The organism is Cognatishimia coralii, from assembly GCF_037478305.1.
Taxonomy (GTDB): Bacteria; Pseudomonadota; Alphaproteobacteria; order Rhodobacterales; family Rhodobacteraceae; genus Cognatishimia; species Cognatishimia coralii.
Genome location: NZ_JBBGAZ010000008.1, coordinates 43,163 through 65,979, shown reverse-complemented (window position 1 = coordinate 65,979; position 22,817 = coordinate 43,163). Strand labels below are relative to the sequence as shown.

Genomic DNA, 22,817 nt, shown 5'->3' with positions numbered 1-22,817 from the left:
CCCATGAATATCGCGCGCATTTCCATTGATCGCCCGATCCTGACGTGGATCATCATTTTGGGCTGTTTCCTTGGCGGGCTCTGGGGGTTTTCAACCCTTGGCCGCCTCGAAGATCCGGCCTTCACAATTAAAACTGCTGTGGTCGTCACCCAATACCCCGGTGCCGATGCGATGCAGGTCGCCAAAGAGGTCTCGGAACCGATTGAATCCGAGATCCAGAAAATGAGCGAGGTCAATCAGGTTCGCTCTATGAACCAACCCGGTCTCAGCTGGATCACCGTGGACATGAAAGACACGTTTGACGGTGAGGCCTTGCCGGAAATCTGGACCAAGCTCAGAAACCGCGTGAACGCGGCACCTTTGCCGGATGGAGCAATGCGTCCCTTTGTGAATGACGGCTTTGGCGATGTGTTTGGGATCTACTACGCGGTAACGGCTCCGGGCTATACGGATGCCGAGATCTATGAACTCTCGACCTTCCTGCGTCGTGAGTTGCTGACCGTAGACGGGGTAGCCGACGTGAACCTGTCGGGTGTGCCCGATGAGGTGATCTATGTGCATCCGGATCCGGTTCTGACCGCAAACCAGAACATCCCTCCTGCGGCGATCCAAGGTGCGTTGTCGAGTGCCAACTCTGTCCAAGACGGCGGCTCTCTGCAAAGCGTCGACGGTCGGACCCTGATCCAAGGCCCAGAAGGCAATGACACCGTTCAGGAAATCGCAGGCCTTACGGTCGGCATTGGCGGTGAGGTTCTGAATCTCTTTGACTTCGCCTCTGTTGAGCGCAAGCGGGATGAAAATCCGAGCCTAATCATCCGCCACGACCAAGCGGATGCTTTCACCATTGGTGTGGCTGGTCAGGCCAGCGAGAACATCGTCGATGTGGGTCACCGAGTAGACGCGAAGCTCACGGAACTCGCGCCCCAGATCCCATTGGGGGTCGAGCTGCAGCCCATCTATCAACAGCACATCGTGGTCGAAGAGGCCTCTTACGACTTCCTCGTAAACCTCGCCATGTCCGTCGGCATCGTGGTCATCGTTCTGGCGCTCTTTATGGGGCCACGTGCGGCGATTGTCGTTGGCTCGACGCTCCTGCTGACGGTTGTGGGCACGCTCATGTTCATGGCGTTCTTATCGATTGAGATGGAGCGGATTTCGCTGGGCGCCTTGATCATCGCTATGGGGATGCTGGTGGATAACGCCATCGTTGTCGCCGAAGGGATGCAGATATCTATGCGGCGCGGGCTTTCCTCGCGTGATGCCGCGGACGACGCGGCGAATAAGACGCAGATCCCACTGCTTGGTGCGACGGTGATCGGGATTATGGCCTTTGCGGGCATTGGTCTTAGCCCTGACGCGACGGGCGAATTCCTGTTCTCGCTCTTTGCCGTGATCGCGATCTCGCTGATGCTGTCGTGGCTGCTGGCGCTGACCGTCACACCGCTTCTGGGTCACTACTTCTTTAAACGTGGTGGCGGCGGAGACGCGGACGCCTATGACGGGCTGATGTTCCGCGCCTATGCAAGCGTTCTGCGCCTGTCGCTGCGTCTGTGGTGGCTGGTGATCCCTGGGCTTTTGGCCGTGACCGTCGTGTGCTTTGCGCTCTTTGGGCAGATCAAGCAGCAGTTCTTCCCGGACAGCAATACGCCGCTGTTCTTTGTACACTATAAGCTCGCGCAAGGCGCTTCGATCCACGAGACCTCACGCGACATTCAGGTGATGGAAGAGTGGCTTGCGACGCAAGAAGACGTGGTGTCGTCCACGGCCTATGTCGGCCAAGGCGCTGCGCGCTTTATGCTGACCTATCAGGCCGAGGATCCAAACCCGAGCTATGGTCACATCATCGTACGCACAGAGAGCCTCGAAGAAATTGCGCCACTGATCGCGGATCTTGAGGAATTTGCTGCAGCAAACCTTCCCCAAGGCGAGCTGCGCGCAAAACGTCTGGCCTTTGGTCCGGGTGGCGGCGATCCTATTCAGGTGCGGTTCTCTGGTTCTGACCCCGTTGTCTTGCGAGATCTGGCGGACCAGGCCATGGCGCGTCTGCAAGAGGCTTCGACAAACATCGTTGCACCTCGCATCGACTGGCGCGAAATGGAGCAGGTCTTGCGTCCGGTCTATGCAACCGAACGCGCACAAGAAGCTGGCATCACGCGTGACGACATAACCGGCGTTCTGCAATATGCGACGGTTGGCACGAACTCCGGCGTCTACCGCGAAGGGGAACGTCAGATCCCAATCGTGCTGCGCGCGGATCCAGCCGCGGGTCTTTCGTTGACCGACCACGTGGTCTATTCGCAGAGCGCGAACGCCAATGTGCCGTTTGAGCAAGTTACAGATGGTCTGATCTTTGAAAGCCAAAACACGCTTCTGATGCGCCGCGACCGCGTGCTGACAATCACTGTTGGTGCCGACGTCGTCAAAGGCCTGACAGCCGCGCAGGTCCAAACCGAAGTGCAAGAGACCATCGACACGATGCCTCTGCCTGCCGGCTACAAAATGGAATGGGGTGGCGAATACGAAAGCTCTCGCGATGCGCAAGCAAGCCTTGCGGGGCAACTGCCGCTGAGCCTGATCATCATGGTTCTGATCTCGGTTCTGTTGTTCAACGCGCTGCGTCAGCCACTGATCATCTGGCTCTTGGTGCCGATGTCAGTGAATGGTGTGAGCCTCGCCCTTCTGGGAAGCGGTTTGCCGTTTACCTTTACGGCTCTGCTGGGCCTTCTGTCGCTCTCGGGCATGCTGATCAAGAACGGCATTGTTCTGGTTGAAGAGATCGACATCACACGACGCGCGATGCCCAACCAACCGCTGATGGACTCGATTGTCTCGGCCTCGACCTCGCGTCTGCGTCCGGTGATCCTGGCTGCTGCGACGACGATCCTGGGGATGACCCCACTGATCTGGGATGCGTTCTTCCAGTCGATGGCAGTGACCATCATGGGCGGTCTGGCCTTTGCCTCGATCCTCACGCTGATCGCGGCCCCAGTGTTCTACTGGACCTTCTTTGGGCGCGACCGGAAACGGGCTGCCGCCTAGGTTCAGGCTCTAAACATCCAAGCGCGCGGCAGTCTCCTGCCGCGCGTTTTTCTATGCGGGAACTAGGTCGCGGCGCGCGAACAACATGGCCACTGTGATCCCCGACAGCAAATGCCAGATGCCCCAAAAGGCCGCGACGACGGCCATACCTCCGAGCCCGCTAAAGAACCCAAAGATCAGGATCAGCCCGAGGCCAGAATTCTGAATACCTGTCTCGATTGTCACGGCACGGCGGTCAAAGGCAGAGAGCCCCGCAATCGTCGCAATGCTATACCCTCCGATCAGGGCCAAAGCGTTGTGCACCAAAACCAGTCCTGCCACGACACCGGCATATTGCAGGAACAGACTCCAGTTTGCCCCCAATGCAATCACAATAAAGGCCACGAAAATACCCATCGACAGATATTGCATCGGCACGCGAATACGAGCGGTGATATCAGGCCTACGCGCATTCAGCGCGACGCCTAAACAGAGCGGAAGCACCAACATCAATCCGACTGTGATGGCAACAGACACCGGATCAATTGATGTCGCTCGCAGGATTTCGCGGGTCGGCTCATAGAGGCTGCCCCAAAAGGCGATATTGAACGGCGTCAGAAGGATCGCGCCCACGGTGGCAAAGGCCGTCATCGACACGGACAAAGCGACGTTGCCTTTGGCGCGATGGGTCATGAAGTTGCTGACATTCCCGCCCGGACAGGCCGCAACCAGCATCAATCCCAGTGCAATAGACGGCTGAGGCGCAACAACCAAAATCATGCAAAAGGTCAATGCAGGCAGCAAAAGAAACTGCGAGATGATACCTGTGATCAAAGGTTTTGGCGCTGTGAACAGACGTTTGAAATCGGCGACCTTCAGATCAATCGCGATCGAAAACATGACAATCGCCAAGATCCCATTCAGGATCTGCAACCCTGTTGGCGAAAAATTCAAGACAACGTCGTCTACACCCGCCACCATTAAAATCGACATGAAACCCCTCACCTCCCTGTCGCAACCTGTCTTTGCAGGCCCGACCAAGCTGGCCTGTTGCCAACGATCTGTCAAATTTCGTGAACCCTGACCATCAGGTCGGGAAATCCAGCTATTCTCAAATGCAAGTTTCGTGATACGTTAATTGTCAGACAATCACGGAGCCCCATTTGACCACGCAAAACACCGAACATCCGATGGACGAGTTGTTGCGCGCACGCCTTCGAATTCCTGAAGGTGCGGATCTGCCTTTGGCGATCTTGCGAGGTTTTTTGTATTCGGTCGATGCGATCCTGAGGACGACCACGGGGCAGCCGTTCTTCGCGCTACGAGAAGCAGAAGAGGTGCTACATGACCTCAAGGGCAAGACTGGGCCTGCGCTGATAGATGCGATGATTGCGAGAAATGGCGGCACCACTCTGACCGCGCATGGTCTAGAAAATGTTCCCAGCGAAGGCCCTGTGATCATTGGGTCAACCCATCCCATCGGCACCTTTGACTTCCTCGCGCATGCTGGCGCCTTAAAAGATCATAGGCCCGACTTGAAGGTCGTCGCCAATAGAGAAGCCGAACGTTTTCTGGGTAAGGATGGCATCATTCCAGTCGACTTTGACCGCAGCGACAAAGTGCTGACAGCACGTCAAACCCGCGATGGCATGGTGTCTCATTTGCGCGATGGTGGGGCGATGCTGATCTTTGGATCGGGAAAAGTGCCAGATATGAAGGATGGGCTTCTCAAAGAACCTCCTTGGCGTCCCGGCATCACACGTATGTCGAAGGAATGCGACGTGCCGATTATTCCGGCCTCGCCAGATATGCGCAATTCGATCCACTATTACCGTACCCGAAAAATCGCGCGCATCCTGAGCTTTAACAATGCCTATATCGGCCGCGAATTTGCGTCCCTGCGCTATTCATCCGAACTCTTGTCGAAACTCGGCGGAAGCTATGACCTTCACTACGGCCCAGCCGTCGAACCGGGGACGGCACCGCATGTGTTGCAACAAATCGCTGAAGACCTCGTACCCGGCCTTTATCAGCCAATCGAGCCTGCCATTTAAAACAGCAGGACATCAGTTGCGACGAACAAACCGCGTTAAAGTCGCCTATTCGCCAATGTAAACGCAGACTTAATTCGCTTATCGTAGATTTGAGGTGTTAACGAGTTTGGGTCCCTCCTTTGGCGAACTTCACGCTGCAATACGTTTATCAAGTGTCGGATTTTGACCAGTCCGGCAGCAATCAGGCTCCACCGAATGAGTCTGGCGCAAAGGCTGCTGGCACGCCGCCATTTAACCTTCAATTGGATGCCAATGCTGGACCTCAACAACTGACAATCTCTGACACGGATGACAGCGGTTTTGACGAAATCAACAGCGCCGGCCAAACCTTACAGTCAGACATTACTTTGGACGGGGTGACCTATCCGGCGGGGTCAAAAGTCGTGGTGAACTATGAAATCATCACCGACGACGGGTTTTCCGGCTTTTCGATCACAATTGGTGACAACAACAGCGGCAAAAACGTCACCACCGCGTTTGTTTCAACTGAACCGATGGAACCTGGTGAGCTTTACACATTCACTTCCGAGTACAACATCGGGCGCGGCGAGCGGGACTACGCCGACTTCGCCTGCTTTGCCCAAGGTACGCTTATTCGGGGCGTGGACGGGGATATTCCCGTTCAAGATCTGCGTGACGGAGACATTATTGAAACCGAGAACGGCCCCAAACCCATTCGCAAAATACTAAGTCGGCGGCTCTCACGTCGGGATCTGCGTAAAACTCCGAACATGCGCCCCATTCGTCTGGTTGCGGGGTGTTTGGGCATGGGGTTGCCAAGCACGGATCTGCTTTTGTCACCTCAGCATCGCGTGCTGGTGTCATCGGGCAAGCGCCAGCTGCTTTCCGGGGCCACTGAGGCCCTGCTGCCTGCCAAGAAACTGACGTCTCTGCCCGGTGTCTTTGTGGACGAAGGGGTGCGCGCGGTGACCTATTTCCACATCCTGCTTGAGGCGCATGAGGTCATTTATGCCAATGACGCGCCGACGGAGTCGCTTTATCTTGGCACCTTCGGCCTTGCGGCATTGTCCCAGCTTCAACGCATTGAACTGCTTGGCCTTTTCCCCGAGATCACCGATCCGGATTTCGAATGGCCCCATGCAAGGCCTGCTCTGCGCCCGAAACAGCAAGAGCGCCTGATCGCCCGCCTTGCGCGGTAAGGCTGACGACAGCCTTTCGCCATGCGCCAAGCCTCTCTATAAATTGGCCCAATGGGTGTCGCCCAAGGAGGAGCCATGGTCGCGCGGTTAAAACATCTTTGGTCTACGCGGCGCGTGCCGTTCCTTGTGTTTTTCGGCTCTCTTGCAGTGGCCTTGTGGTTTGCCGCGAATTTCGTGGCCGAGGTGATTTACTGGAATGACCCACGCCATAAAAACCAGGCGCTCGAGCCATGGATGACGCCGCGCTACGTCCAGCACTCCTACGCGCTGAGGCCAAAAACCGTCGCAGAGATTCTTGGGATCGATCACCCCTTCCCCTCTCGAATGCGCATGTCTGATATCGTTGCCACGACGGGCCAAAGCTATGATGCGCTGACCGAGGAGCTGCGTGCACAAGCCGCGATTGAAAAGGCCGAGCGGAAGGCGCGCGGAGATGAGTGACACGCTGATCGGGCTTCTGCCGCTGTATGGGGCCTATATCATCGCGCTGATCGTGGGTCTGAGCGCCATGGCGATCACCTTACCCGCGTCGGTTCTGGTTGCCACCGCCGGGGGCTTTGCCGCCGCCGGAGATCTAGCGCTTTGGCAGGTCGGACTGGGGGCCTTCATCGGCTTTAGCATCGGCGATCAATGCGCGTTTTTTCTAGCGAGGTCCAAAGGGCCGTGGATCATGGGCAAGCTTAAATCCAGCAGCAGCCGAGCGAAACTGATTGACCGCGCCGAAGGCTTTTTAACCCGAAACGGCATTGCCGCCGTTTTGCTGTCGCGCACAGTGCTCAGCCCGCTTGGCCCCTATGTCACCTATATCAGTGGCGCAATTGGCCTGGGCTGGGTCAAGTTCACAAGCGCAGCCATGGTAGGTGCCGCCCTTTGGTCTGGTGCCTACAGTTATTTGGGCTATGTCTTTGCAGGCAATATCAGCCAGATTTCTTCAGCACTTGGCAACGCTTTGGGCTTTATCGCGGCGGCTGGTGTTTTGGTCGGCAGTGGCTATTGGCTCTTTCGACGGCCCTCGGCGGACAGCAAAGCCGCCGAGACCGCACCCGAGGAGAGCGTTTAAGCCACCGACGCCCCTTAGCTGAGCTCTTCAAGAAAGGCGCTTAGCAGTTGAGCTTTGCCCGCATAGCCGGATTTCTTGTAGATCGAGTTGGTCTGAGCCTTGATGGTGCCCTGCTTTGAGTCTCGGATCTCGGCGATTTCAGCGATGCTGCATCCCTTAAGGATCAGGCGCGTCACTTCACGCTCGGCCTCTGAAAACTGCCAGTCTTCAAAATGCGCATCCAACATGTCGCGAAATGCGCTTGAAGCATGCGAGATCTTATACTCCAGCGTTTGCTGGTATTTGCGCATGCGATAGGTGTCGATGGCAACGATGATTGTAGAGACGATAAGCGCCAGCAGGATCACAAATTCGACCAATTCAAACAGCAGCGTATCGTCTGCATCCTCCATGCCCAAAAGGCCCAATGCTTCTTCGACGAGCATCATCATCCCAAAGGCGAAGGCAGAGCCGATCGCATAGATCAATCGTTTAGAGTTTGGCATTTATTTTCTCACCAGAATTTTCGGGAATGGCATTGCGGGACAGGTACAAAATTCATCTTTACGTTGCAACACGCCGAACTCAACGTAGCATTTCGTTCGAAGATTGACAGGTTTTGACCCATGGTTTTTGGGATGAGCGTTTTCTAGATGTAAGTCGTACAAACTGAAAACAGCAAATGTGATATTTATAACCTTTGTTTAGCGCCTGCCCGCTTACCTTCAGAACGTGGCTCATGTTCTGATAGTCATGTAGGCATCTGGTCCGAAACCGCACATTCGTGAAAAGCGCCTGCTGCCTGCATAGATGCAGAGCTCAAAGATCAATGCCATGTTCTGTATTATCGGCAACAATTCCTAGCTGTCTTATGCGCAAATCTAAGCTAGAGATTGATCAGAACAAAAGACCTAAACCTTTCAGCCCACCTTTTGGCAGTACTATTTGAGGGACGCGCGGCATGCAGGACAATAAAAACATTCTGGTCGTCGGGGGCGCTGGTTTCATAGGATCGCACACGACGCTGGCACTGCGGGACGCAGGATACAACGTCACCATCTACGACAATTTTTCCACCGGACATGAGGACGCATGTTTTGGCGCGTCCACTATTCGTGGAGAGCTGTCAGATCAAGCACTGCTCACTCAGGTTTTGCGTGACCAAGATATCGATTGTGTCGTGCATTTCGCAGCCCTTATCGAAGCAGGGCAGTCGGTCATTGATCCCTACGCGTTCTTCCAAAACAACGTCGCGGCGACCCTAAGTCTGTTGAAAGCAATGCGCGCCGCAGACGTCTCTAAACTCGTGTTTTCTTCAACTGCGGCTGTCTATGGCAATCAGGACCGTGATCTCTTGTCCGAAGACCTGCCAAAGCTGCCTGTGAACCCCTACGGCGACAGCAAACTGATGGTCGAGACCATGTTGAAAACCGCCGCCAACGCTTATGGCCTGACATCGATTGCACTTCGATACTTCAACGCGGCCGGGGCCGACCCAGAAGGGCGCACTGGCGAGAGGCATGATCCGGAAACGCACCTCATTCCGCTGTTGATCCAGGCGGCCCTGGGACAACGCGACAAGTTCATGATCTTTGGCACGGATTATGACACGCCCGATGGTACCTGTATTCGAGACTATATCCACGTCAGTGACCTTGCGAGCGGCCATGTAGCGGCCGTTGAACATGTGCTTGGTCAAACGGATGGGTCATTTGACGGGATCAATCTGGGAACCGGCAAAGGCCACAGCGTTCGCGACGTGGTCGACACCGTGAAACGCGTTTCAGGTCGTGACTTTCTGGTCGAAGAATGCCCACGTCGTGCAGGCGATCCGGCAAAACTGGTCGCAGATGCGCGTCGTGCCCAGGGTGTGTTGAACTGGCAGGCCGAGCGCAGTGATCTTGAAACGATCGTCGAAGATGCGTGGCGGTTCTTTAGCGCTCGTGCACAGTTACCGGCCCGAAACTAAATCGCGAGGCTATGCGTGTGCTGTACCGACAGTGCCGCATCCAAATGGGCGCAGATCAAACGGGCCGCGGCTTCGTAGCCCGGGCGAATGAACAGGCCCAGAGGATGCGGATCCACGATGTCAGCAAATTGCCGACAAAGCTCATCAATCAAGGACGCAAAATAAATCTCTGACTGTTCAGTGCTTTCGACCAGTCGACTGACGTCAATCCCGTGCGTACACATAATCTGCTCGACGAGCCCGGCCAGAAGCCGGTCCTCTTCGCGCATGTAATACCCCTTGTGCCCTGCCAGCCCGTAGGTTTGCACCCTTTGTCTGTAGGCAGAGGTCGACACGGCATTCTGGCAATACCCCCGACGGAATCGCGAAATGGCGGACGCTCCAAATCCGATCAGAGATTCGCAAGGATCGTCGGTATAGCCCTGAAAATTGCGCCGCATCCGCCCTTCTCGAGCCGCGCATGCGAGGCTGTCATCAGGGAGCGCAAAGTGATCGATGCCCAAAGGCTCAAACCCAATCGCACAGAGGCGCTCCCGTGCGAGTTCCGACATGTCAAACCGGGTTTCGGGGCCTGGCAGGTGCTCCGAGGGGATCATAGATTGACGCTTTGAAACATGCGGTACATGCGCGTAGCCATAAAGGGCCAATCGGTTGGGTTTCAGGAGAACAACCTGATCCAATGTTTCGCTCAGACTCTGCACGGTTTGGTGAGGCAGACCATAGAGGAAGTCCACATTCAAGCTATGGACCCCATGCCCTCTCAGGATATCACAGACCTCTTGCGTTTGCTCAAAGCTTTGAAGGCGGCCAATGGCCTTTTGCACCTTGAGGTTAATGTCCTGAACCCCAATGCTGGCGCGCCGCATGCCCCGCTTTGCCAAAAGCTCCAACAAATCAGGTGCTGCTTCGGTCGGATCGATTTCCACCGAGAACTCGAACCCTTCGGCCAGATCAAATGCATCGAAAACCGCATCAAGCAGACGATCCATGAGCGCAGGGCTTAAGAGCGTCGGTGTACCGCCGCCCAAGTGAAGCCGCGCCATTTTCAACCTTTCGCGCGGGAGCTCCGACGCGACTTTGATCTCGGTTATGAGATCTTCGATATAGCCTTCAACCGGCGACAGCGTCTTGGTGCCTTGTGTACGACAGGCACAGAACCAACAGAGGCGACGACAAAATGGAATATGAATATATACCGAAACGGGATCATGCGCTGGCAGCTGTTCAAGCCAGTTGCGCTGATGGCGAGCACCCACGTCCTGCTCAAAGCGATTTGCAGGCGGATAGCTGGTATAGCGCGGCACTTTGGCGTCAAAGAGGCCATAGCGTCGAAGGGTACTTATCTTGTCCATGGGTTGCTGATAGGGTGGACGTCCGACAGCTACTTTGATCCAGATCAATCAACATGACTTTTGTTTTCAACGAACGCGAAAAATGCGGCAGCTGCCCAATCCGTCACCGAGCCATCTGTGCGCGTTGTGACGAGGATGAACTGACCTTGCTTGAGGGTATGAAATCCTATCAGACTTTTGAGGCCGGTCAGCCGATCATCTGGCGTGGGGACGATTTAACCCATTTTGCCTCACTTGTGTCTGGGATCGCGTCCCTATCTAGAACGCTGGAAGACGGTCGCACGCAAATGGTTGGCCTTCTTTTGCCGTCAGACTTTATCGGGCGCCCGGGTCGAGAAACCGTGGATTTCGATGTCACGGCTGTCACAGAGGTTACGCTGTGCCGGTTTCAGCGCCGCCCGTTTGAAGACCTCGTCGAACGGGTCCCGCATATCTCGCAGCGCATGATGGAAATGGCGCTGGACGAACTCACGGCGGCGCGCGAGTGGATGGTTCTTTTGGGGCGTAAAACCGCACGTGAAAAGATCGCCACGTTCCTGGAGATGATCGTGCGGCGCGAAACCGTGCCAACCCAGTCTATTCAGGAATACCAACTGCCTTTGACACGTGAAGAAATCGCGAACTTTCTTGGCCTTACGCTGGAAACGATCAGCCGCCAGCTGACGTCGCTTAAGAAAGACGGAGTTGTTGAGTTCATCGATCGCCGCCATTTTCGGATCAAAGATCTGAATGCGCTGCACTTAGCCAGCGGAGACGATGCCGACGGCGGCGTCATCGTTTAATCGAGCCGACTTGATCCAGATCAAAGTTCCCTCCCCTCAGCCCAGAGTAGGACCCCAATAAAGGGACCGGTTTGACCGGTTCTCTTCGTGCACATTTGCAAGAAGGGGTCTTTGCATGATGGTTTTTAGGCTTGTCGCGTTGGCACTCGTGGTGCTGGTTGCGGCTTATGCGGCGGATCAGGGACGCGACCTCGCGTTTCGAATCCATGGTTTGATAATTCTGCTGGTGGCGGGAGTGTTGTTCCTTTGGGAATTGCGCCGCTCGGATGCGCCTGCACCTGTCCACGCACAGGGCGACTATAAAGACGATGTCGTCCGCGCCGGCGTGATCGCGACGGCCTTTTGGGGCATGGCAGGTCTTGCCGTTGGGGTCTTGATCGCCTTTCAACTCGCGTTTCCTGCGCTGAATTTCGACTGGGGCGCACCGTTTACAAACTTTGGTCGCCTGCGCCCGCTGCACACAAGTGCGGTGATTTTTGCCTTTGGTGGCAACGCCTTGCTGGCCGCGAGTTTCTACATCGTGCAGCGAACCTCTCGGGTGCGCCTGTTTGGTGGCAATCTGGTGTGGTTTGTATTCTGGGGATACCAGCTGTTCATTGTGCTGGCCGCGACAGGATACCTTCTGGGTGCAACCCAGTCCAAAGAATATGCCGAGCCTGAATGGTATGTTGATATCTGGCTGACTATCGTTTGGGTTTGCTATCTGATCGTGTTCCTTGGCACGATCCTGCGCCGCAAAGAGCGTCATATCTACGTCGCCAACTGGTTCTTCCTGGCCTTCATCATCACCATTGCCATGCTGCATGTGGTCAACAATCTGGCCGTGCCTGTCAGCATCTGGGGCAGCAAATCTGTGCAGCTTTTCTCGGGTGTGCAGGATGCGATGACCCAATGGTGGTATGGCCACAACGCGGTGGGTTTCTTCCTGACTGCGGGTTTCCTCGGGATGATGTACTACTTCGTGCCAAAACAGGCGAACCGTCCGGTTTATTCCTACAAACTGTCTATCGTGCACTTCTGGGCGCTGATCTTCCTCTATATCTGGGCGGGTCCGCACCACTTGCACTATACGGCGCTGCCCGACTGGGCCTCGACTCTTGGTATGGTGTTCTCGGTCGTGCTTTGGATGCCGTCCTGGGCCGGTATGATGAACGGTCTGATGACGCTGAATGGCGCATGGGACAAGATCCGCACCGATCCGATCATTCGCTTCCTTGTGGCCAGCCTCGCGTTTTACGGCATGGCGACCTTCGAAGGCCCAATGATGTCGATCCGCGCGGTCAACAGCCTTAGCCACTACACCGACTGGACCGTAGGTCACGTGCATTCCGGTGCGCTGGGTTGGAACGGCATGATCATCTTTGCCATGGTCTACTTCCTGACACCTCGCCTTTGGAACCGCGGATCCATGTATTCCAACGCAGCGATGAACTGGCACTTCTGGCTCGCGATGATCGGGATCGTGCTCTACGCGGCCTCCATGTGGGTCTCGGGCATCATGGAAGGCCTGATGTGGCGCGAAGTTGATGACCAGGGCTTCCTCGTGAACAGCTTTGCCGACACCGTCAGCGCCAAGTTCCCAATGTATGTGGTGCGCGGGTTGGGCGGGGTTCTCTACCTCGGTGGTGCTGCGCTCATGTGCTGGAACATGTGGATGACCATCCGTGGCTATGAGCCGGTCACCCAGAAAGTCGCAACCATGACACCTCCGGCGGGCGCCACTGCGGCGCCGGCTGCACCCCCCGCTGAATAAGGAGATCCAAAGATGGCTTTGATCGACAAACACGTCATCCTTGAACGCAGCCCGACACTTCTGCTGGCCTTCTCGCTGTCGGTTGTGACGATCGGCGGGATCGTGGAAATCGCGCCGCTGTTCTGGCTGGAAAACACCATCGAAGAGGTAGAGGGCGTCCGCCCCTACTCTCCTCTCGAGCTGGCGGGGCGGGATATCTATATCCGCGAAGGGTGCTACACCTGCCACAGCCAGATGATCCGCCCAATGCGGGATGAGGTTGAGCGCTATGGTCACTATTCTTTGGCGGCTGAGAGCATGTATGACCACCCGCATCAATGGGGGTCTAAACGCACGGGGCCTGATCTGGCGCGGGTGGGTGGACGCTATTCTGATGAATGGCATCTGGACCACCTGATCGACCCGCAATCGGTGGTACCCGAAAGCGTCATGCCCAGCTATGGCTTCCTGATGGAGGCCCGTCTGGACGGCGATCACATCGGCGAATTGATGGAGACCCACCGTTTCGTGGGCGTGCCTTACACCGACGAACAGATCGCCAACGCCTATGCTGATTTCCGCGTGCAGGCCGATCCTGACAGCGATTGGGACGATATGGCCGAGCGCTATCCCGGCGCCGCCATCGGCAATTTTGACGGGCAACCAGAGCTAACCGAAATGGATGCTCTGATCGCTTACATGCAGATGCTTGGCACGTTGGTCGACTTCTCGACCTTTGTTCCAGACGCGAGCCGGTAGGAGGAAAACGATGGAAACTTACAGCTTCCTCAGAGCCTTCGCAGACAGTTGGTTCCTGATCGCAATGTTCACGTTCTTTCTGGGGGCCTGCGCTTTCGCATTTTGGCCGACGCTGCGCGGGGCACGCGAAGACGCCGCTGGAATTCCGTTGCGCGACGACGCCCCGGGCTGCGCCAAAAACTGCGCTGCCTGTGCCTGTAAAACAGATTTCTTAGAGGGTCCGCACAATGGTTGAACCACGTATTGATGAACTGACCGGTCGCGAGACCATGGGCCATGACTTTGACGGCATCGAAGAGCTGAATAACCCGATGCCACGCTGGTGGCTGATCAGCTTCTATCTGCTGATCATCTGGGGCATTGGCTATACAATCGCCTATCCTGCCTGGCCGATGATTTCCGGCGCCACCAAAGGCTTGCTCGGATATTCAACACGCGGAGAAGTCGCCGCCGATATCACAGCACACGCGGCCGCCAACGCAGAACTGGTCACGGCCTTGCTCGCTCAAGACATGGATGATTTCGATCCACAGTCGGATCTGCACCGCTATGCGGCGGCGCGGGGTGGCGCGGTCTTTCGGGCGCAATGCAGCCAGTGCCACGGGGCCGGTGCTGCGGGTGGCGAAGGCTATCCGAACCTGCTGGACAACGACTGGCTTTGGGGCGGTTCCCTAGAGGACGTCGCCTACTCGATCCGCCACGGTATTCGGAACCAGACCGACGACGACGCGCGCTATTCGGAAATGCCAGCCTTTAAAGACATCCTCGAAGCAGAGCAGATCGCGGCGATTGCGGCCTTTATTCCCACCCTGCCCCAAGCGGATTGGGAAAGCGAGGCAGGCGTCCTGTTTACAGACAACTGCGCCTCATGCCACGGCGATCTGGGCACAGGTGATCGCGAGCTGGGGGCGCCCAACCTCGCAGATGCTCTCTGGCTCTATGGTGGCGACCAAGAGACCTTGGTTGAAACAATCACCTATTCCCGCTTTGGTGTCATGCCCGCTTGGGGCCAGCGCCTGAGCGAGGAAGACGTCCGCGCCGTGGCAACCTATGTGCATGCCTTGGGTGGCGGCGAATAAACGCTTTAAAAACCATCGCCTCAGCGCTTCTTGATCTGGATCAAGGTTGCGCTGAGGCACATGCATCATGAAGGCCATAGTTGTCACAACTGGTCAAAAAAATGCCTGAGTCGAGTACCTCTCTTTACGCCGCACGCGAGCCGATTTTCCCCAGACGGGTGTCGGGTCGGTTCCGGAACCTCAAATGGGTGATCATGGTGGTCACTCTGGGCATTTATTACCTGACGCCCTGGATCCGCTGGGACCGTGGTCCAAACCTGCCAGATCAGGCAGTGCTCGTGGACCTCGCAGGGCGTCGTTTCTATTTCTTCTGGATCGAGATCTGGCCGCATGAGTTTTACTTTGTCGCGGGTCTTTTGATCATGGCAGGCCTCGGCCTGTTTCTATTTACATCGGCATTGGGACGGGTTTGGTGCGGCTATACCTGCCCTCAGACCGTCTGGACCGATCTTTTCATTCTTGTGGAACGCTGGATCGAGGGCGACCGCAATGCGCGCGTCAAACTGCACCACGCGGGTTGGTCTGTCCGCAAAACGCGTTTGCGCCTGACGAAATGGACCGTTTGGGCCCTGATCGGCTTGGGCACCGGTGGTGCTTGGGTGTTTTACTTTGCCGATGCGCCGACGCTCTTTAGGGATTTGATTAATCTAGAGGCCGCGCCCGTTGCCTATGCCACCATCGCAATTTTGACTGCGACGACCTTCGTGTTCGGTGGTTTCATGCGCGAGCAGGTCTGTATCTACATGTGTCCCTGGCCGCGCATTCAGGGTGCGATGATGGACAACGACACGCTGACAGTTGGCTATCGCGACTGGCGCGGAGAACCACGCGGCAAAGCGCGCGATGCGAACGCAGGCGACTGTGTGGATTGCATGGCCTGCGTGAACGTGTGCCCTATGGGCATCGACATCCGCGACGGGCAGCAAATGGAGTGCATCACCTGCGCGCTTTGCATCGATGCCTGCGACGACGTGATGGACAAACTCGGGCGCGATCGTGGCTTGATCGACTATCTCGCGCTGTCTGACGCACCGCGCGAAGAGGCGGGCGAGAAGCCAAGGCCCCTTTGGCACCATGTCTTGCGCCGTCGCACGGTGCTTTACACGGCAATCTGGTCTTTGGTCGGCTTTGCCATGGTCTATGCCCTCTTTATGCGGCCCGAGATCGAAATGACGGTTGCCCCCGTGCGCAACCCGACATTTGTGACCCTGTCTGATGGGTCTATCCGAAACGCATACGAATTGCGCTTGCGCAATAAACATGGGGCCGAACGCATGTTTGGTATTCATGTGAATGGCGACGCTATGTGGGTCTTGGGGCTTGAGGGGAGCCCATATAGCGCCGTCCCCGTGGCAGCAAACGAGACGCTTAAACTCCGCGTTTATGTCACCGCACCAGTGGGCAGCGTCTCCGCGCAGGCGGCCGAAACGCCGTTGCGGTTCTGGGTCGATGATCTGGCCAATGGCGAGCGCGCATATAAGAACACGATTTTCAATGGGAGCGGATCATGAAGGAACTAAAAGGCTGGCATGTCGCGACATTCTTTGGGTTGGGCTTTGGCACAATCATCGCTGTAAACGCAGCATTGGCCGTCAGTGCCGTGCGCACGTTTCCGGGGCTAGAGGTGAAAAATTCTTACGTCGCAAGCCAAAGCTTTGACGCGAACAGAAGTGCACAAGAGGCGCTGGGCTGGGATGTTTCGGCATGGATCGCCGAGGGGCAATTGAAGCTGTCCTTTCAAGAAAACGGCGTGGCCGTCTCGCCGATCATTGAAACAGCAACCTTTGGGCGGGCGACATCGGTTGCGATGGACCAAACCCCCGTTTTCAACTTTGACGGCGAGGTCTTTATCGCACCGATCGAAGCGGGCTCTGGCAATTGGAACTTGCGGATTACGGCTCGGTCCATGGATGGAACCAAGTTCCAACAACGGATCATTGTCGATGCTCCAGACGAGGCGAAGTCATGACAGCCGCCTGCCCTGCTTGCGTTGCAGCGCCTGCGGCCATTGAGGTCGCTTTACCAAAAGCCGCGGTTCAGCTTTCGGTGCCCTCTGTGCGCTGCGCCGCTTGCATCGGGGCCATTGAATCTCATCTCGCGCAAGTTCCGGGTATTCAGTCCGCGCGGGTGAACCTGTCGCAAAAGCGGGTTGCCGTCGACACGGACCTCCCGCCTGCGGAAATTGCAAAATCACTCGAGCAGATCGGCTATGAGGCCTTTCCCCTAAACGCAGCCGCCCTTGGGAGCCGAGGCGACTCAAGTGGCCAAGACCTGTTGATGCGCATGGGCGTTGCAGGCTTTGCCATGATGAACGTCATGCTGCTTTCCGTCGCCGTTTGGTCCGGCGCGAGTGGCGCAACGCGGGATCTGTTCCACCTTATCTCTGCAGGGATTGCCTTGCCCGCGGTTCTTTTTTCGGCACAACCCTTCTTTCAGAACGCTTGGCGCGCACTGAAGGTCGGTCGCCTGAACATGGACGTCCCGATATCTCTCGCGATCCTGCTTGCGAGCGGAATGTCCTTGTACGAGAGCCTGCACGGCGGCCATCACGCCTATTTTGACGCAGCACTTTCGCTGACCTTCTTCCTTCTGATTGGACGGTATCTCGAACAGCGTACGCGGTCTGCTGCGCATTCTGCCGCCAAGGAACTCTCGGCGCTCGAAGAACACACCGCACAGCGCATGAAGAATGGCATATCCGAGGTCGTACCCATCGCCGATCTGCGCGAGGGCGACACAATCTTGGTCACAACAGGCGCGCGTGTTCCCGCAGACGGGCGGCTGTTGACGGCCACAGCGCATACGGACCGATCCTTTTTGACGGGCGAGAGTGATCCGATCGCGCATGATGTCGGAGCCACTCTGAACGCGGGCGAGATTAACCTCGGCGCGCCATTTGAGCTCTGCGTTGATGCGTCGGGCACAAACACACGTCTGCACCAGATCACCCAGCTGATCGAAACCGCAGAAAACGCGCGCAATCGCTATACGTCTTTGGCCGACCGCGCCGCGCGCATCTATGCGCCGGGGGTGCACCTTTTGGCCGCGCTCACATTTGCAGGCTGGGTCATCGCGTCAGGTGACATTCGCCACGCGTTGAATGTCTCGATAGCGGTTCTGATTATCACCTGCCCCTGTGCTCTGGGACTGGCCGTGCCTGCGGTCTCTACGGCGGCCATCAGCCGCTTGTATCGGCTGGGTTTCCTGGTGAAATCCGGCACAGCGCTTGAGCGGCTCGCAGAGGTCGACAGCATCGTTTTTGACAAAACCGGCACGCTGACCAAACCGGGGTTTGATCTGGATCTGACGCGTTTCACTCGCGAAGAACTCAGCGTCACGAAAGCCCTGTCTCAGGCGTCGTCGCATCCTTTGTCCAAGGCTCTCAGCAATTTCCTTGGGGACATCACCCCAGCCGAATTGACAGACCTCGAAGAGATCAAAGGTGCGGGCGTGCGAGCCAAATTCCGCGGGCGCCCCGTTGCCCTTGGCCGCGCCTCTTGGCTGTCGCAGTCAGGTAGTGGGCTGATTTTGAAAATTGGAGAAGCCAGCAGATCCCTTCCCTACAGCGAAAGCCTGACAGAGGGAGCCATTGAAGCTGTTGATGGCACGCACGCACTGGGTTTGCCGTCAGTCGTTTTGTCTGGCGATACCCCTTTGAAAACACGCTCCGTTGCAGATCGTTTGGGCATCGAGGACTGGCACGCGCAAGTTTCGCCAGAAGAGAAGAGCATGTTGATCTCTGAAAGCTCCGGCCAGGGGCATTTGTCCTGCATGGTGGGTGATGGTTTGAACGACACGGTAGCGTTGGCCAGTGCTCATGCGTCTGTTGCGCCGGGAACTGCACTTGATGCCGCGCGCTCTGCATCTGATGTGGTGCTGTTGAGGGGCAGTTTAGAAAAACTACCGCAACTCTTTAGAACTGCCCGCATGGCCGTACGCTTGTCCAAACAAAACTTTGCAATCGCGGCGCTCTATAACGCCATTGCAATCCCCATCGCAGTCGCTGGGTATGCGACCCCTCTGATGGCCGCGCTTGCGATGTCTTTTTCGTCCATCACCGTGATTTTCAACGCCGCCCGCGTAGGAGTGCAAAAATGAATGTCCTTGCGATCTTAATTCCCGTTTCTCTTCTTCTAGGCGGCGCTGGCTTGGTCGCTTTTGTGTGGACATTGAAGTCAAATCAATATGACGACCCCGAAGGCGAAGCCGCGCGAGTGCTTTTGGACGGGTAGGACTGCGAAACCTCGTTTTGCAGTCACATAAATGCCTGAGTGAAAATCACAGACGAGTCTCTGTACGGCCGTAAGGTCTAGTGCCCCCCATTGCGTGGGACCTAGAATCATATGTTCGAAGGTTGAGACGAGCTCGTTTGATGCCCTCGCACTTAATCACTAAAATTCATGTTATTTATCAGAATCTTAAATACATTTCCGCTTTACAAATAAAGAAATGGTTGACGTTTTATGGAACGTTCCACTAAAACTTCTTTTGGAACGTTCCAACGTTGTGTGCATCTGAGTTTCGAAGGGGGGAGCTATGAACTGGGCGTTGATCGGCGCAAGCACTATTGCGCGGCAATATCTCATACCAGCGATCCGCTCTTTTGAGGGCTCAGAGGCGACTTGGGTTGTCAGTGGTTCTGCCGGACATGCAAAGCAATTCGCTGCCGACGAAAACATCGCGAATACCACCACAGACTTGGCACAGGCCCTCGCCGACCCTTCGGTTGATGCGGTCTACATCTCTTCGACAAATGAAAAACACCACGCACAGGCGCTTGCGGCCATTGCTGCGGGTAAACATGTACTCTGCGAAAAGCCACTGGCCATGTCGCTGGGCGAGGCCCGCGAGATGATCGACGCGGCCAAGGCAGCAGGCGTCCACTTTGCGACCAATCACCACCTGCGCTGCGCAGGCAGCCATCGCGCGATCCGCCAGCTGATCGCCGACGGCAGGATCGGAGAGGTTCTGTCCGTAAAGGTTTCTCACGCGGTCAGCCTACCTGAACATCTGCGCGGTTGGCGTCTGGACAATCCTGGCGCGGGCGGCGGTGTGGTCCTCGACATGACCGTGCATGACACAGACACTATCCGCTATCACCTTGGAGAAGACCCGGTTTCGGTGATCGCGGAAGCTGCATCCGCGGGCATGGGACAGGGAGTTGAGGATTCTGCCATGGCGATCATGACCATGGCCTCGGGCATTCAAGTCCTAAGCCACGTGAGCTTTGGCCACCCATTCGGCAAAACTGGCGTCGAAATTCACGGCAGCAAAGGCGCGATCTATGGCAAAGGCGTCATCGCCCAAACGCCTGCTGGCGAAGTGACGCTTGTGACGGCCGATGGCGACGAGGACATCTCTTTCCCGCGCCACGACCTATACGAACAGGTCCTCGCAGAATTCGCCGCGGCCGTGAATGGCCAGCCCCATCAGGGCGCAACCGGTGAAGATGGCTACAAATCTCTGGCCGTTGCCTTGGCAGTCCGCGAGGCGGCAGCCACGGGCCAGCGCCAACATTTGAACTACGGAGAGCCCCAATGAAAAAAGTCGTCAGCGCCTCTGACGCGGTTGCGCGGATTGCCGATGATGCGGTCGTCACAGTGTCTTCCTCTTCGGCACTGGGCTGCCCTGATTTCGTGCTTAAGGCCATCGGTGCGCGTTTTGACGCCGAAAGCCATCCGCGCAATCTGACGACCATCCACCCGATTGCCGCAGGTGATATGTATGGTGTTCTGGGCGTTGACTACATCGCCAAAGACGGGCTTCTGTCGCGTATTTTGGGCGGCTCTTATCCGTCGGGCCCCTCGTTCAAGCCCATGCCCGAGATCTGGAAAATGATCGTCGAGAACCGCGTGGCCGCCTACAACGTGCCCTCTGGCGTCTTGTTTGACATGACACGCGAGGCAGCGGCCAATCGCCCCGGCGTTTTGACCAAGGTCGGGATGGAGACCTTCGTCGACCCCAAACGCCAGGGCTGTGCGATGAACGACAAGGCCGCGGAAACGCCGATCGTTTCGCGAGTGGAGTTTGGCGGCGACACCTGGCTGCACTTCCCAAACGTCGTGCCAAATGTGGCCATCATCCGCGCCACCACGGCCGATGAATTCGGCAACCTCACCTATGAAAACGAAGGCGCTTATCTGGGCGCTTTGGAGCAAGCCATCTGCGTGAAAAACCACGGAGGCCTTGTGATCGCGCAGGTCAGCCGCGTGACCAAACGCGGGTCGCTCAGGCCGCATGACGTGCGTGTGCCGGGTCATCTGGTGGATTGCATCGTAATTGATGCGAACCAGAAACAGACCTGCGAAACCCAATACGACCCCGCAATTTCCGGCCAGATCATGCGGCCTTGGGACAGTTTTTCCCTCGCGGAGCACAGCGTTGAGAAAGTCATCGCCCGCCGCGCGGCGATGGAGCTTGAGCCTGGCATGACCGCGAACCTTGGCTTTGGGATCAGCGCAATGGTGCCTCGGATCTTGCTCGAAGAGGGTCACCCAGAGGCGGTGACATGGGCCATCGAACAGGGTGCAGTTGGCGGCATGCCTCTGACCGGGTTTGCCTTTGGCTGCGCGTCCAATGCGGATGCTTTTGTGCCCTCTCCGCAGCAGTTCATCTATTTCCAGGGTGGCGGGTTTGACGTGTCGTTCCTCTCGTTCCTTGAGGTCGACGTCGAAGGCAACGTCAACGTCTCGAAACTTGGCAAAAAGCCATATTTGACAGCGGGTTGCGGTGGTTTTGTGGACATTGTGTCCGGGGCCAAGAAGATCGTCTTCTCTGGCTGGTTTGAGGCAGGCGCGCAGGTGGAACTGACCGACGACGGCATCTCGATCGCAGCGCCGGGCAAGTTCTCGAAAATGGTCGAAGAGGTCGAACATGTGACCTTCTCGGGCCAGCGCTCTCGCGAGCTGGGACAAGAGGTGCTTTATGTCACCGAGCGCTGCGTCATGCGGTTGGGAGACAACGGGCTGGTGGCAACCGAAATCATGCCCGGGATCGATCCGCAGAAGGACATTGTCGACGCCTCAGGAGGCCGTGTGTCCATCGCAGAGGACGCGACCCCCATGCCGCTGTCGCTTTTGGCAGAGGCTCCGATGGGATGGGGCGTATGAGCCGCGTTCACCTCATAAAATCGGGCCGTGTGGCCGAGCTTCGGTTGGATAACCCATCCAAGATGAATGCCTTTACGGTGCAGATGCTGGATGATCTGGCCGCGCATTTGGACATCATCGAACATGACACCGAGATTGGTGCAGTGATGCTGACAGCCGAGGGCGACAAGGCCTTTTGCACCGGCGCAGACATCAACGCTTGGGGAGACCTCAACCCGACAGAATTCGCGCGGTTTTGGGTGCGCGATGGGCATCGGATTTTTGATCGTCTGGCACGTCTGTCTAAACCCACAATCACGGTTCTGAACGGCCACGCTTTTGGCGGCGGCCTCGAGTTGGCTGCGGCATGCGACATCCGCGTTATGGCCCCCAAAGCCTCTCTAGCCCTCCCCGAAGCCGGTGTTGGCATCGTACCGGGTTGGTCTGGCACCCAGCGTCTGATGCGCCTTCTGCCAGAACCGATGGTCAAGGAAATGGCACTCTTTGGGCACCGGATCAAAGCAGATCGCGCGCTTTCCGTCGGTTTTGTTGTGGCGGTCGATGAAGATCCCCGCGCCGCGGCCGAAGCGCTCGTAGAGCGCGCTCTGACGCTCTCGCCGCGCGCGGTCGAGATCTCAAAATCCATGATCCACGCCGCGCAAGGCGAAGATCGCGGCGCCATGGTCGAGGCGCTTGGCAGCGCCGCTATCGCCGCATCGGAAGACCGTCAAGAAGGCGTCACCGCCTTTCAAAAAAAACGCAAGCCTGACTTCTCTGGAAAGTAA

Annotated in this window: 21 protein-coding genes; 18 read left to right on the top strand and 3 right to left on the bottom strand. The window is 56.8% G+C overall.

The features are described 5' to 3' along the window. Positions 1-3 precede the first annotated feature (3 nt). Positions 4-3,039 (top strand): efflux RND transporter permease subunit, encoded by a 3,036-nt coding sequence (locus WG622_RS13965; RefSeq protein ID WP_339404177.1) that lies wholly within the window; start codon positions 4-6, stop codon positions 3,037-3,039. Positions 3,040-3,090: 51 nt separating this feature from the next. On the opposite strand, the gene WG622_RS13960 is transcribed toward WG622_RS13965, so the two are convergent. Then, entirely contained in the window at positions 3,091-4,011 is a 921-nt protein-coding gene (locus WG622_RS13960; protein ID WP_339404176.1) for a bile acid:sodium symporter family protein, read from the bottom strand. A 170-nt stretch (positions 4,012-4,181) separates the two neighbouring features. Between WG622_RS13960 and WG622_RS13955 the strand changes: the two genes are divergently transcribed. From WG622_RS13955 to WG622_RS13940, 4 genes are all read left to right on the top strand, one after another. Then, positions 4,182-5,072, top strand: a complete 891-nt coding sequence (locus tag WG622_RS13955; RefSeq protein ID WP_339404175.1) for a 1-acyl-sn-glycerol-3-phosphate acyltransferase — start codon at positions 4,182-4,184, stop codon at positions 5,070-5,072. Between the two features lie 119 nt (positions 5,073-5,191). Next, entirely contained in the window at positions 5,192-6,232 is a 1,041-nt protein-coding gene (locus WG622_RS13950) for a Hint domain-containing protein (RefSeq protein ID WP_339404174.1), read from the top strand. A 75-nt stretch (positions 6,233-6,307) separates the two neighbouring features. After that, the gene (locus WG622_RS13945) at positions 6,308-6,673 is read left to right on the top strand and encodes a hypothetical protein (RefSeq protein ID WP_339404173.1); all 366 of its coding nucleotides are present in this window, start codon (positions 6,308-6,310) and stop codon (positions 6,671-6,673) included. Beyond that, entirely contained in the window at positions 6,666-7,292 is a 627-nt protein-coding gene (locus tag WG622_RS13940) for a DedA family protein (protein ID WP_209356991.1), read from the top strand. The genes WG622_RS13945 and WG622_RS13940 overlap by 8 nt, the downstream gene beginning before the upstream one ends. A gap of 14 nt (positions 7,293-7,306) precedes the next feature. Here WG622_RS13940 and WG622_RS13935 read toward each other — a convergent pair whose 3' ends face one another. Then, positions 7,307-7,777: a helix-turn-helix transcriptional regulator gene (locus WG622_RS13935; RefSeq protein WP_339404172.1), complete on the bottom strand. Its 471-nt coding sequence runs from the start codon at positions 7,775-7,777 to the stop codon at positions 7,307-7,309. A 455-nt stretch (positions 7,778-8,232) separates the two neighbouring features. On the opposite strand from WG622_RS13935, the gene galE reads away from it, so the two are divergent. Further along, on the top strand, positions 8,233-9,240 hold the full coding sequence (gene galE / locus WG622_RS13930; RefSeq protein WP_339404171.1) for a UDP-glucose 4-epimerase GalE: 1,008 nt from the start codon (positions 8,233-8,235) through the stop codon (positions 9,238-9,240). Here the strand turns inward: galE and hemN are convergent. Further along, positions 9,237-10,592 (bottom strand): oxygen-independent coproporphyrinogen III oxidase, encoded by a 1,356-nt coding sequence (hemN, locus tag WG622_RS13925; protein WP_339404170.1) that lies wholly within the window; start codon positions 10,590-10,592, stop codon positions 9,237-9,239. The genes galE and hemN overlap by 4 nt on opposite strands. Before the next feature lie 53 nt (positions 10,593-10,645). Between hemN and fnrL the strand changes: the two genes are divergently transcribed. From fnrL to WG622_RS13865, 12 genes are all read left to right on the top strand, one after another. Beyond that, positions 10,646-11,374, top strand: a complete 729-nt coding sequence (gene fnrL / locus WG622_RS13920) for a transcriptional regulator FnrL (protein WP_339404169.1) — start codon at positions 10,646-10,648, stop codon at positions 11,372-11,374. Positions 11,375-11,489: 115 nt separating this feature from the next. Then, positions 11,490-13,127 (top strand): cytochrome-c oxidase, cbb3-type subunit I, encoded by a 1,638-nt coding sequence (gene ccoN / locus WG622_RS13915; protein ID WP_339404168.1) that lies wholly within the window; start codon positions 11,490-11,492, stop codon positions 13,125-13,127. A 12-nt stretch (positions 13,128-13,139) separates the two neighbouring features. Next, positions 13,140-13,865, top strand: coding sequence for a cytochrome-c oxidase, cbb3-type subunit II (ccoO, locus tag WG622_RS13910; RefSeq protein ID WP_339404167.1), 726 nt, complete (start codon positions 13,140-13,142; stop codon positions 13,863-13,865). Between the two features lie 10 nt (positions 13,866-13,875). After that, complete coding sequence (locus tag WG622_RS13905; protein WP_339404166.1) at positions 13,876-14,100, top strand: cbb3-type cytochrome c oxidase subunit 3; 225 nt, start codon at positions 13,876-13,878, stop codon at positions 14,098-14,100. Continuing rightward, positions 14,093-14,944: a cytochrome-c oxidase, cbb3-type subunit III gene (ccoP, locus tag WG622_RS13900; protein ID WP_339404165.1), complete on the top strand. Its 852-nt coding sequence runs from the start codon at positions 14,093-14,095 to the stop codon at positions 14,942-14,944. Before WG622_RS13905 ends, ccoP begins: the two co-directional genes overlap by 8 nt. Before the next feature lie 101 nt (positions 14,945-15,045). Continuing rightward, a complete protein-coding gene (ccoG, locus tag WG622_RS13895; protein ID WP_339404164.1) occupies positions 15,046-16,455 on the top strand; it encodes a cytochrome c oxidase accessory protein CcoG in 1,410 nt (469 codons plus the stop codon). Further along, entirely contained in the window at positions 16,452-16,913 is a 462-nt protein-coding gene (locus tag WG622_RS13890; protein WP_339404163.1) for a FixH family protein, read from the top strand. The genes ccoG and WG622_RS13890 overlap by 4 nt, the downstream gene beginning before the upstream one ends. Next, positions 16,910-19,042, top strand: coding sequence for a heavy metal translocating P-type ATPase (locus WG622_RS13885; RefSeq protein ID WP_339404162.1), 2,133 nt, complete (start codon positions 16,910-16,912; stop codon positions 19,040-19,042). The genes WG622_RS13890 and WG622_RS13885 overlap by 4 nt, the downstream gene beginning before the upstream one ends. Continuing rightward, entirely contained in the window at positions 19,039-19,176 is a 138-nt protein-coding gene (gene ccoS / locus WG622_RS13880; protein WP_209357003.1) for a cbb3-type cytochrome oxidase assembly protein CcoS, read from the top strand. Before WG622_RS13885 ends, ccoS begins: the two co-directional genes overlap by 4 nt. 304 nt (positions 19,177-19,480) lie before the next feature. Beyond that, positions 19,481-20,485 carry a Gfo/Idh/MocA family protein gene (locus tag WG622_RS13875; RefSeq protein ID WP_339404161.1) on the top strand — a complete coding sequence of 335 codons (1,005 nt, stop codon included), beginning with the start codon at positions 19,481-19,483 and terminating at the stop codon, positions 20,483-20,485. Next, on the top strand, positions 20,482-22,053 hold the full coding sequence (locus tag WG622_RS13870; RefSeq protein ID WP_339404160.1) for an acyl CoA:acetate/3-ketoacid CoA transferase: 1,572 nt from the start codon (positions 20,482-20,484) through the stop codon (positions 22,051-22,053). Before WG622_RS13875 ends, WG622_RS13870 begins: the two co-directional genes overlap by 4 nt. Continuing rightward, entirely contained in the window at positions 22,050-22,817 is a 768-nt protein-coding gene (locus WG622_RS13865; protein WP_339404159.1) for an enoyl-CoA hydratase/isomerase family protein, read from the top strand. The genes WG622_RS13870 and WG622_RS13865 overlap by 4 nt, the downstream gene beginning before the upstream one ends.

Coding starts and splice junctions, on each gene's coding strand:
- WG622_RS13885 (WP_339404162.1), top strand. CDS start 16,910: ATGACAGCCGCCTGCCCTGCTTGCGTTGCAGCGCCTGCGGCCATTGAG.
- ccoO (WP_339404167.1), top strand. CDS start 13,140: ATGGCTTTGATCGACAAACACGTCATCCTTGAACGCAGCCCGACACTT.
- ccoN (WP_339404168.1), top strand. CDS start 11,490: ATGATGGTTTTTAGGCTTGTCGCGTTGGCACTCGTGGTGCTGGTTGCG.
- WG622_RS13940 (WP_209356991.1), top strand. CDS start 6,666: ATGAGTGACACGCTGATCGGGCTTCTGCCGCTGTATGGGGCCTATATC.
- WG622_RS13905 (WP_339404166.1), top strand. CDS start 13,876: ATGGAAACTTACAGCTTCCTCAGAGCCTTCGCAGACAGTTGGTTCCTG.
- WG622_RS13865 (WP_339404159.1), top strand. CDS start 22,050: ATGAGCCGCGTTCACCTCATAAAATCGGGCCGTGTGGCCGAGCTTCGG.
- WG622_RS13890 (WP_339404163.1), top strand. CDS start 16,452: ATGAAGGAACTAAAAGGCTGGCATGTCGCGACATTCTTTGGGTTGGGC.
- fnrL (WP_339404169.1), top strand. CDS start 10,646: ATGACTTTTGTTTTCAACGAACGCGAAAAATGCGGCAGCTGCCCAATC.
- WG622_RS13935 (WP_339404172.1), bottom strand. CDS start 7,777: ATGCCAAACTCTAAACGATTGATCTATGCGATCGGCTCTGCCTTCGCC.
- WG622_RS13945 (WP_339404173.1), top strand. CDS start 6,308: ATGGTCGCGCGGTTAAAACATCTTTGGTCTACGCGGCGCGTGCCGTTC.
- hemN (WP_339404170.1), bottom strand. CDS start 10,592: ATGGACAAGATAAGTACCCTTCGACGCTATGGCCTCTTTGACGCCAAA.
- WG622_RS13870 (WP_339404160.1), top strand. CDS start 20,482: ATGAAAAAAGTCGTCAGCGCCTCTGACGCGGTTGCGCGGATTGCCGAT.
- galE (WP_339404171.1), top strand. CDS start 8,233: ATGCAGGACAATAAAAACATTCTGGTCGTCGGGGGCGCTGGTTTCATA.
- WG622_RS13960 (WP_339404176.1), bottom strand. CDS start 4,011: ATGTCGATTTTAATGGTGGCGGGTGTAGACGACGTTGTCTTGAATTTT.
- ccoP (WP_339404165.1), top strand. CDS start 14,093: ATGGTTGAACCACGTATTGATGAACTGACCGGTCGCGAGACCATGGGC.
- WG622_RS13875 (WP_339404161.1), top strand. CDS start 19,481: ATGAACTGGGCGTTGATCGGCGCAAGCACTATTGCGCGGCAATATCTC.
- WG622_RS13965 (WP_339404177.1), top strand. CDS start 4: ATGAATATCGCGCGCATTTCCATTGATCGCCCGATCCTGACGTGGATC.
- ccoS (WP_209357003.1), top strand. CDS start 19,039: ATGAATGTCCTTGCGATCTTAATTCCCGTTTCTCTTCTTCTAGGCGGC.
- ccoG (WP_339404164.1), top strand. CDS start 15,046: ATGCCTGAGTCGAGTACCTCTCTTTACGCCGCACGCGAGCCGATTTTC.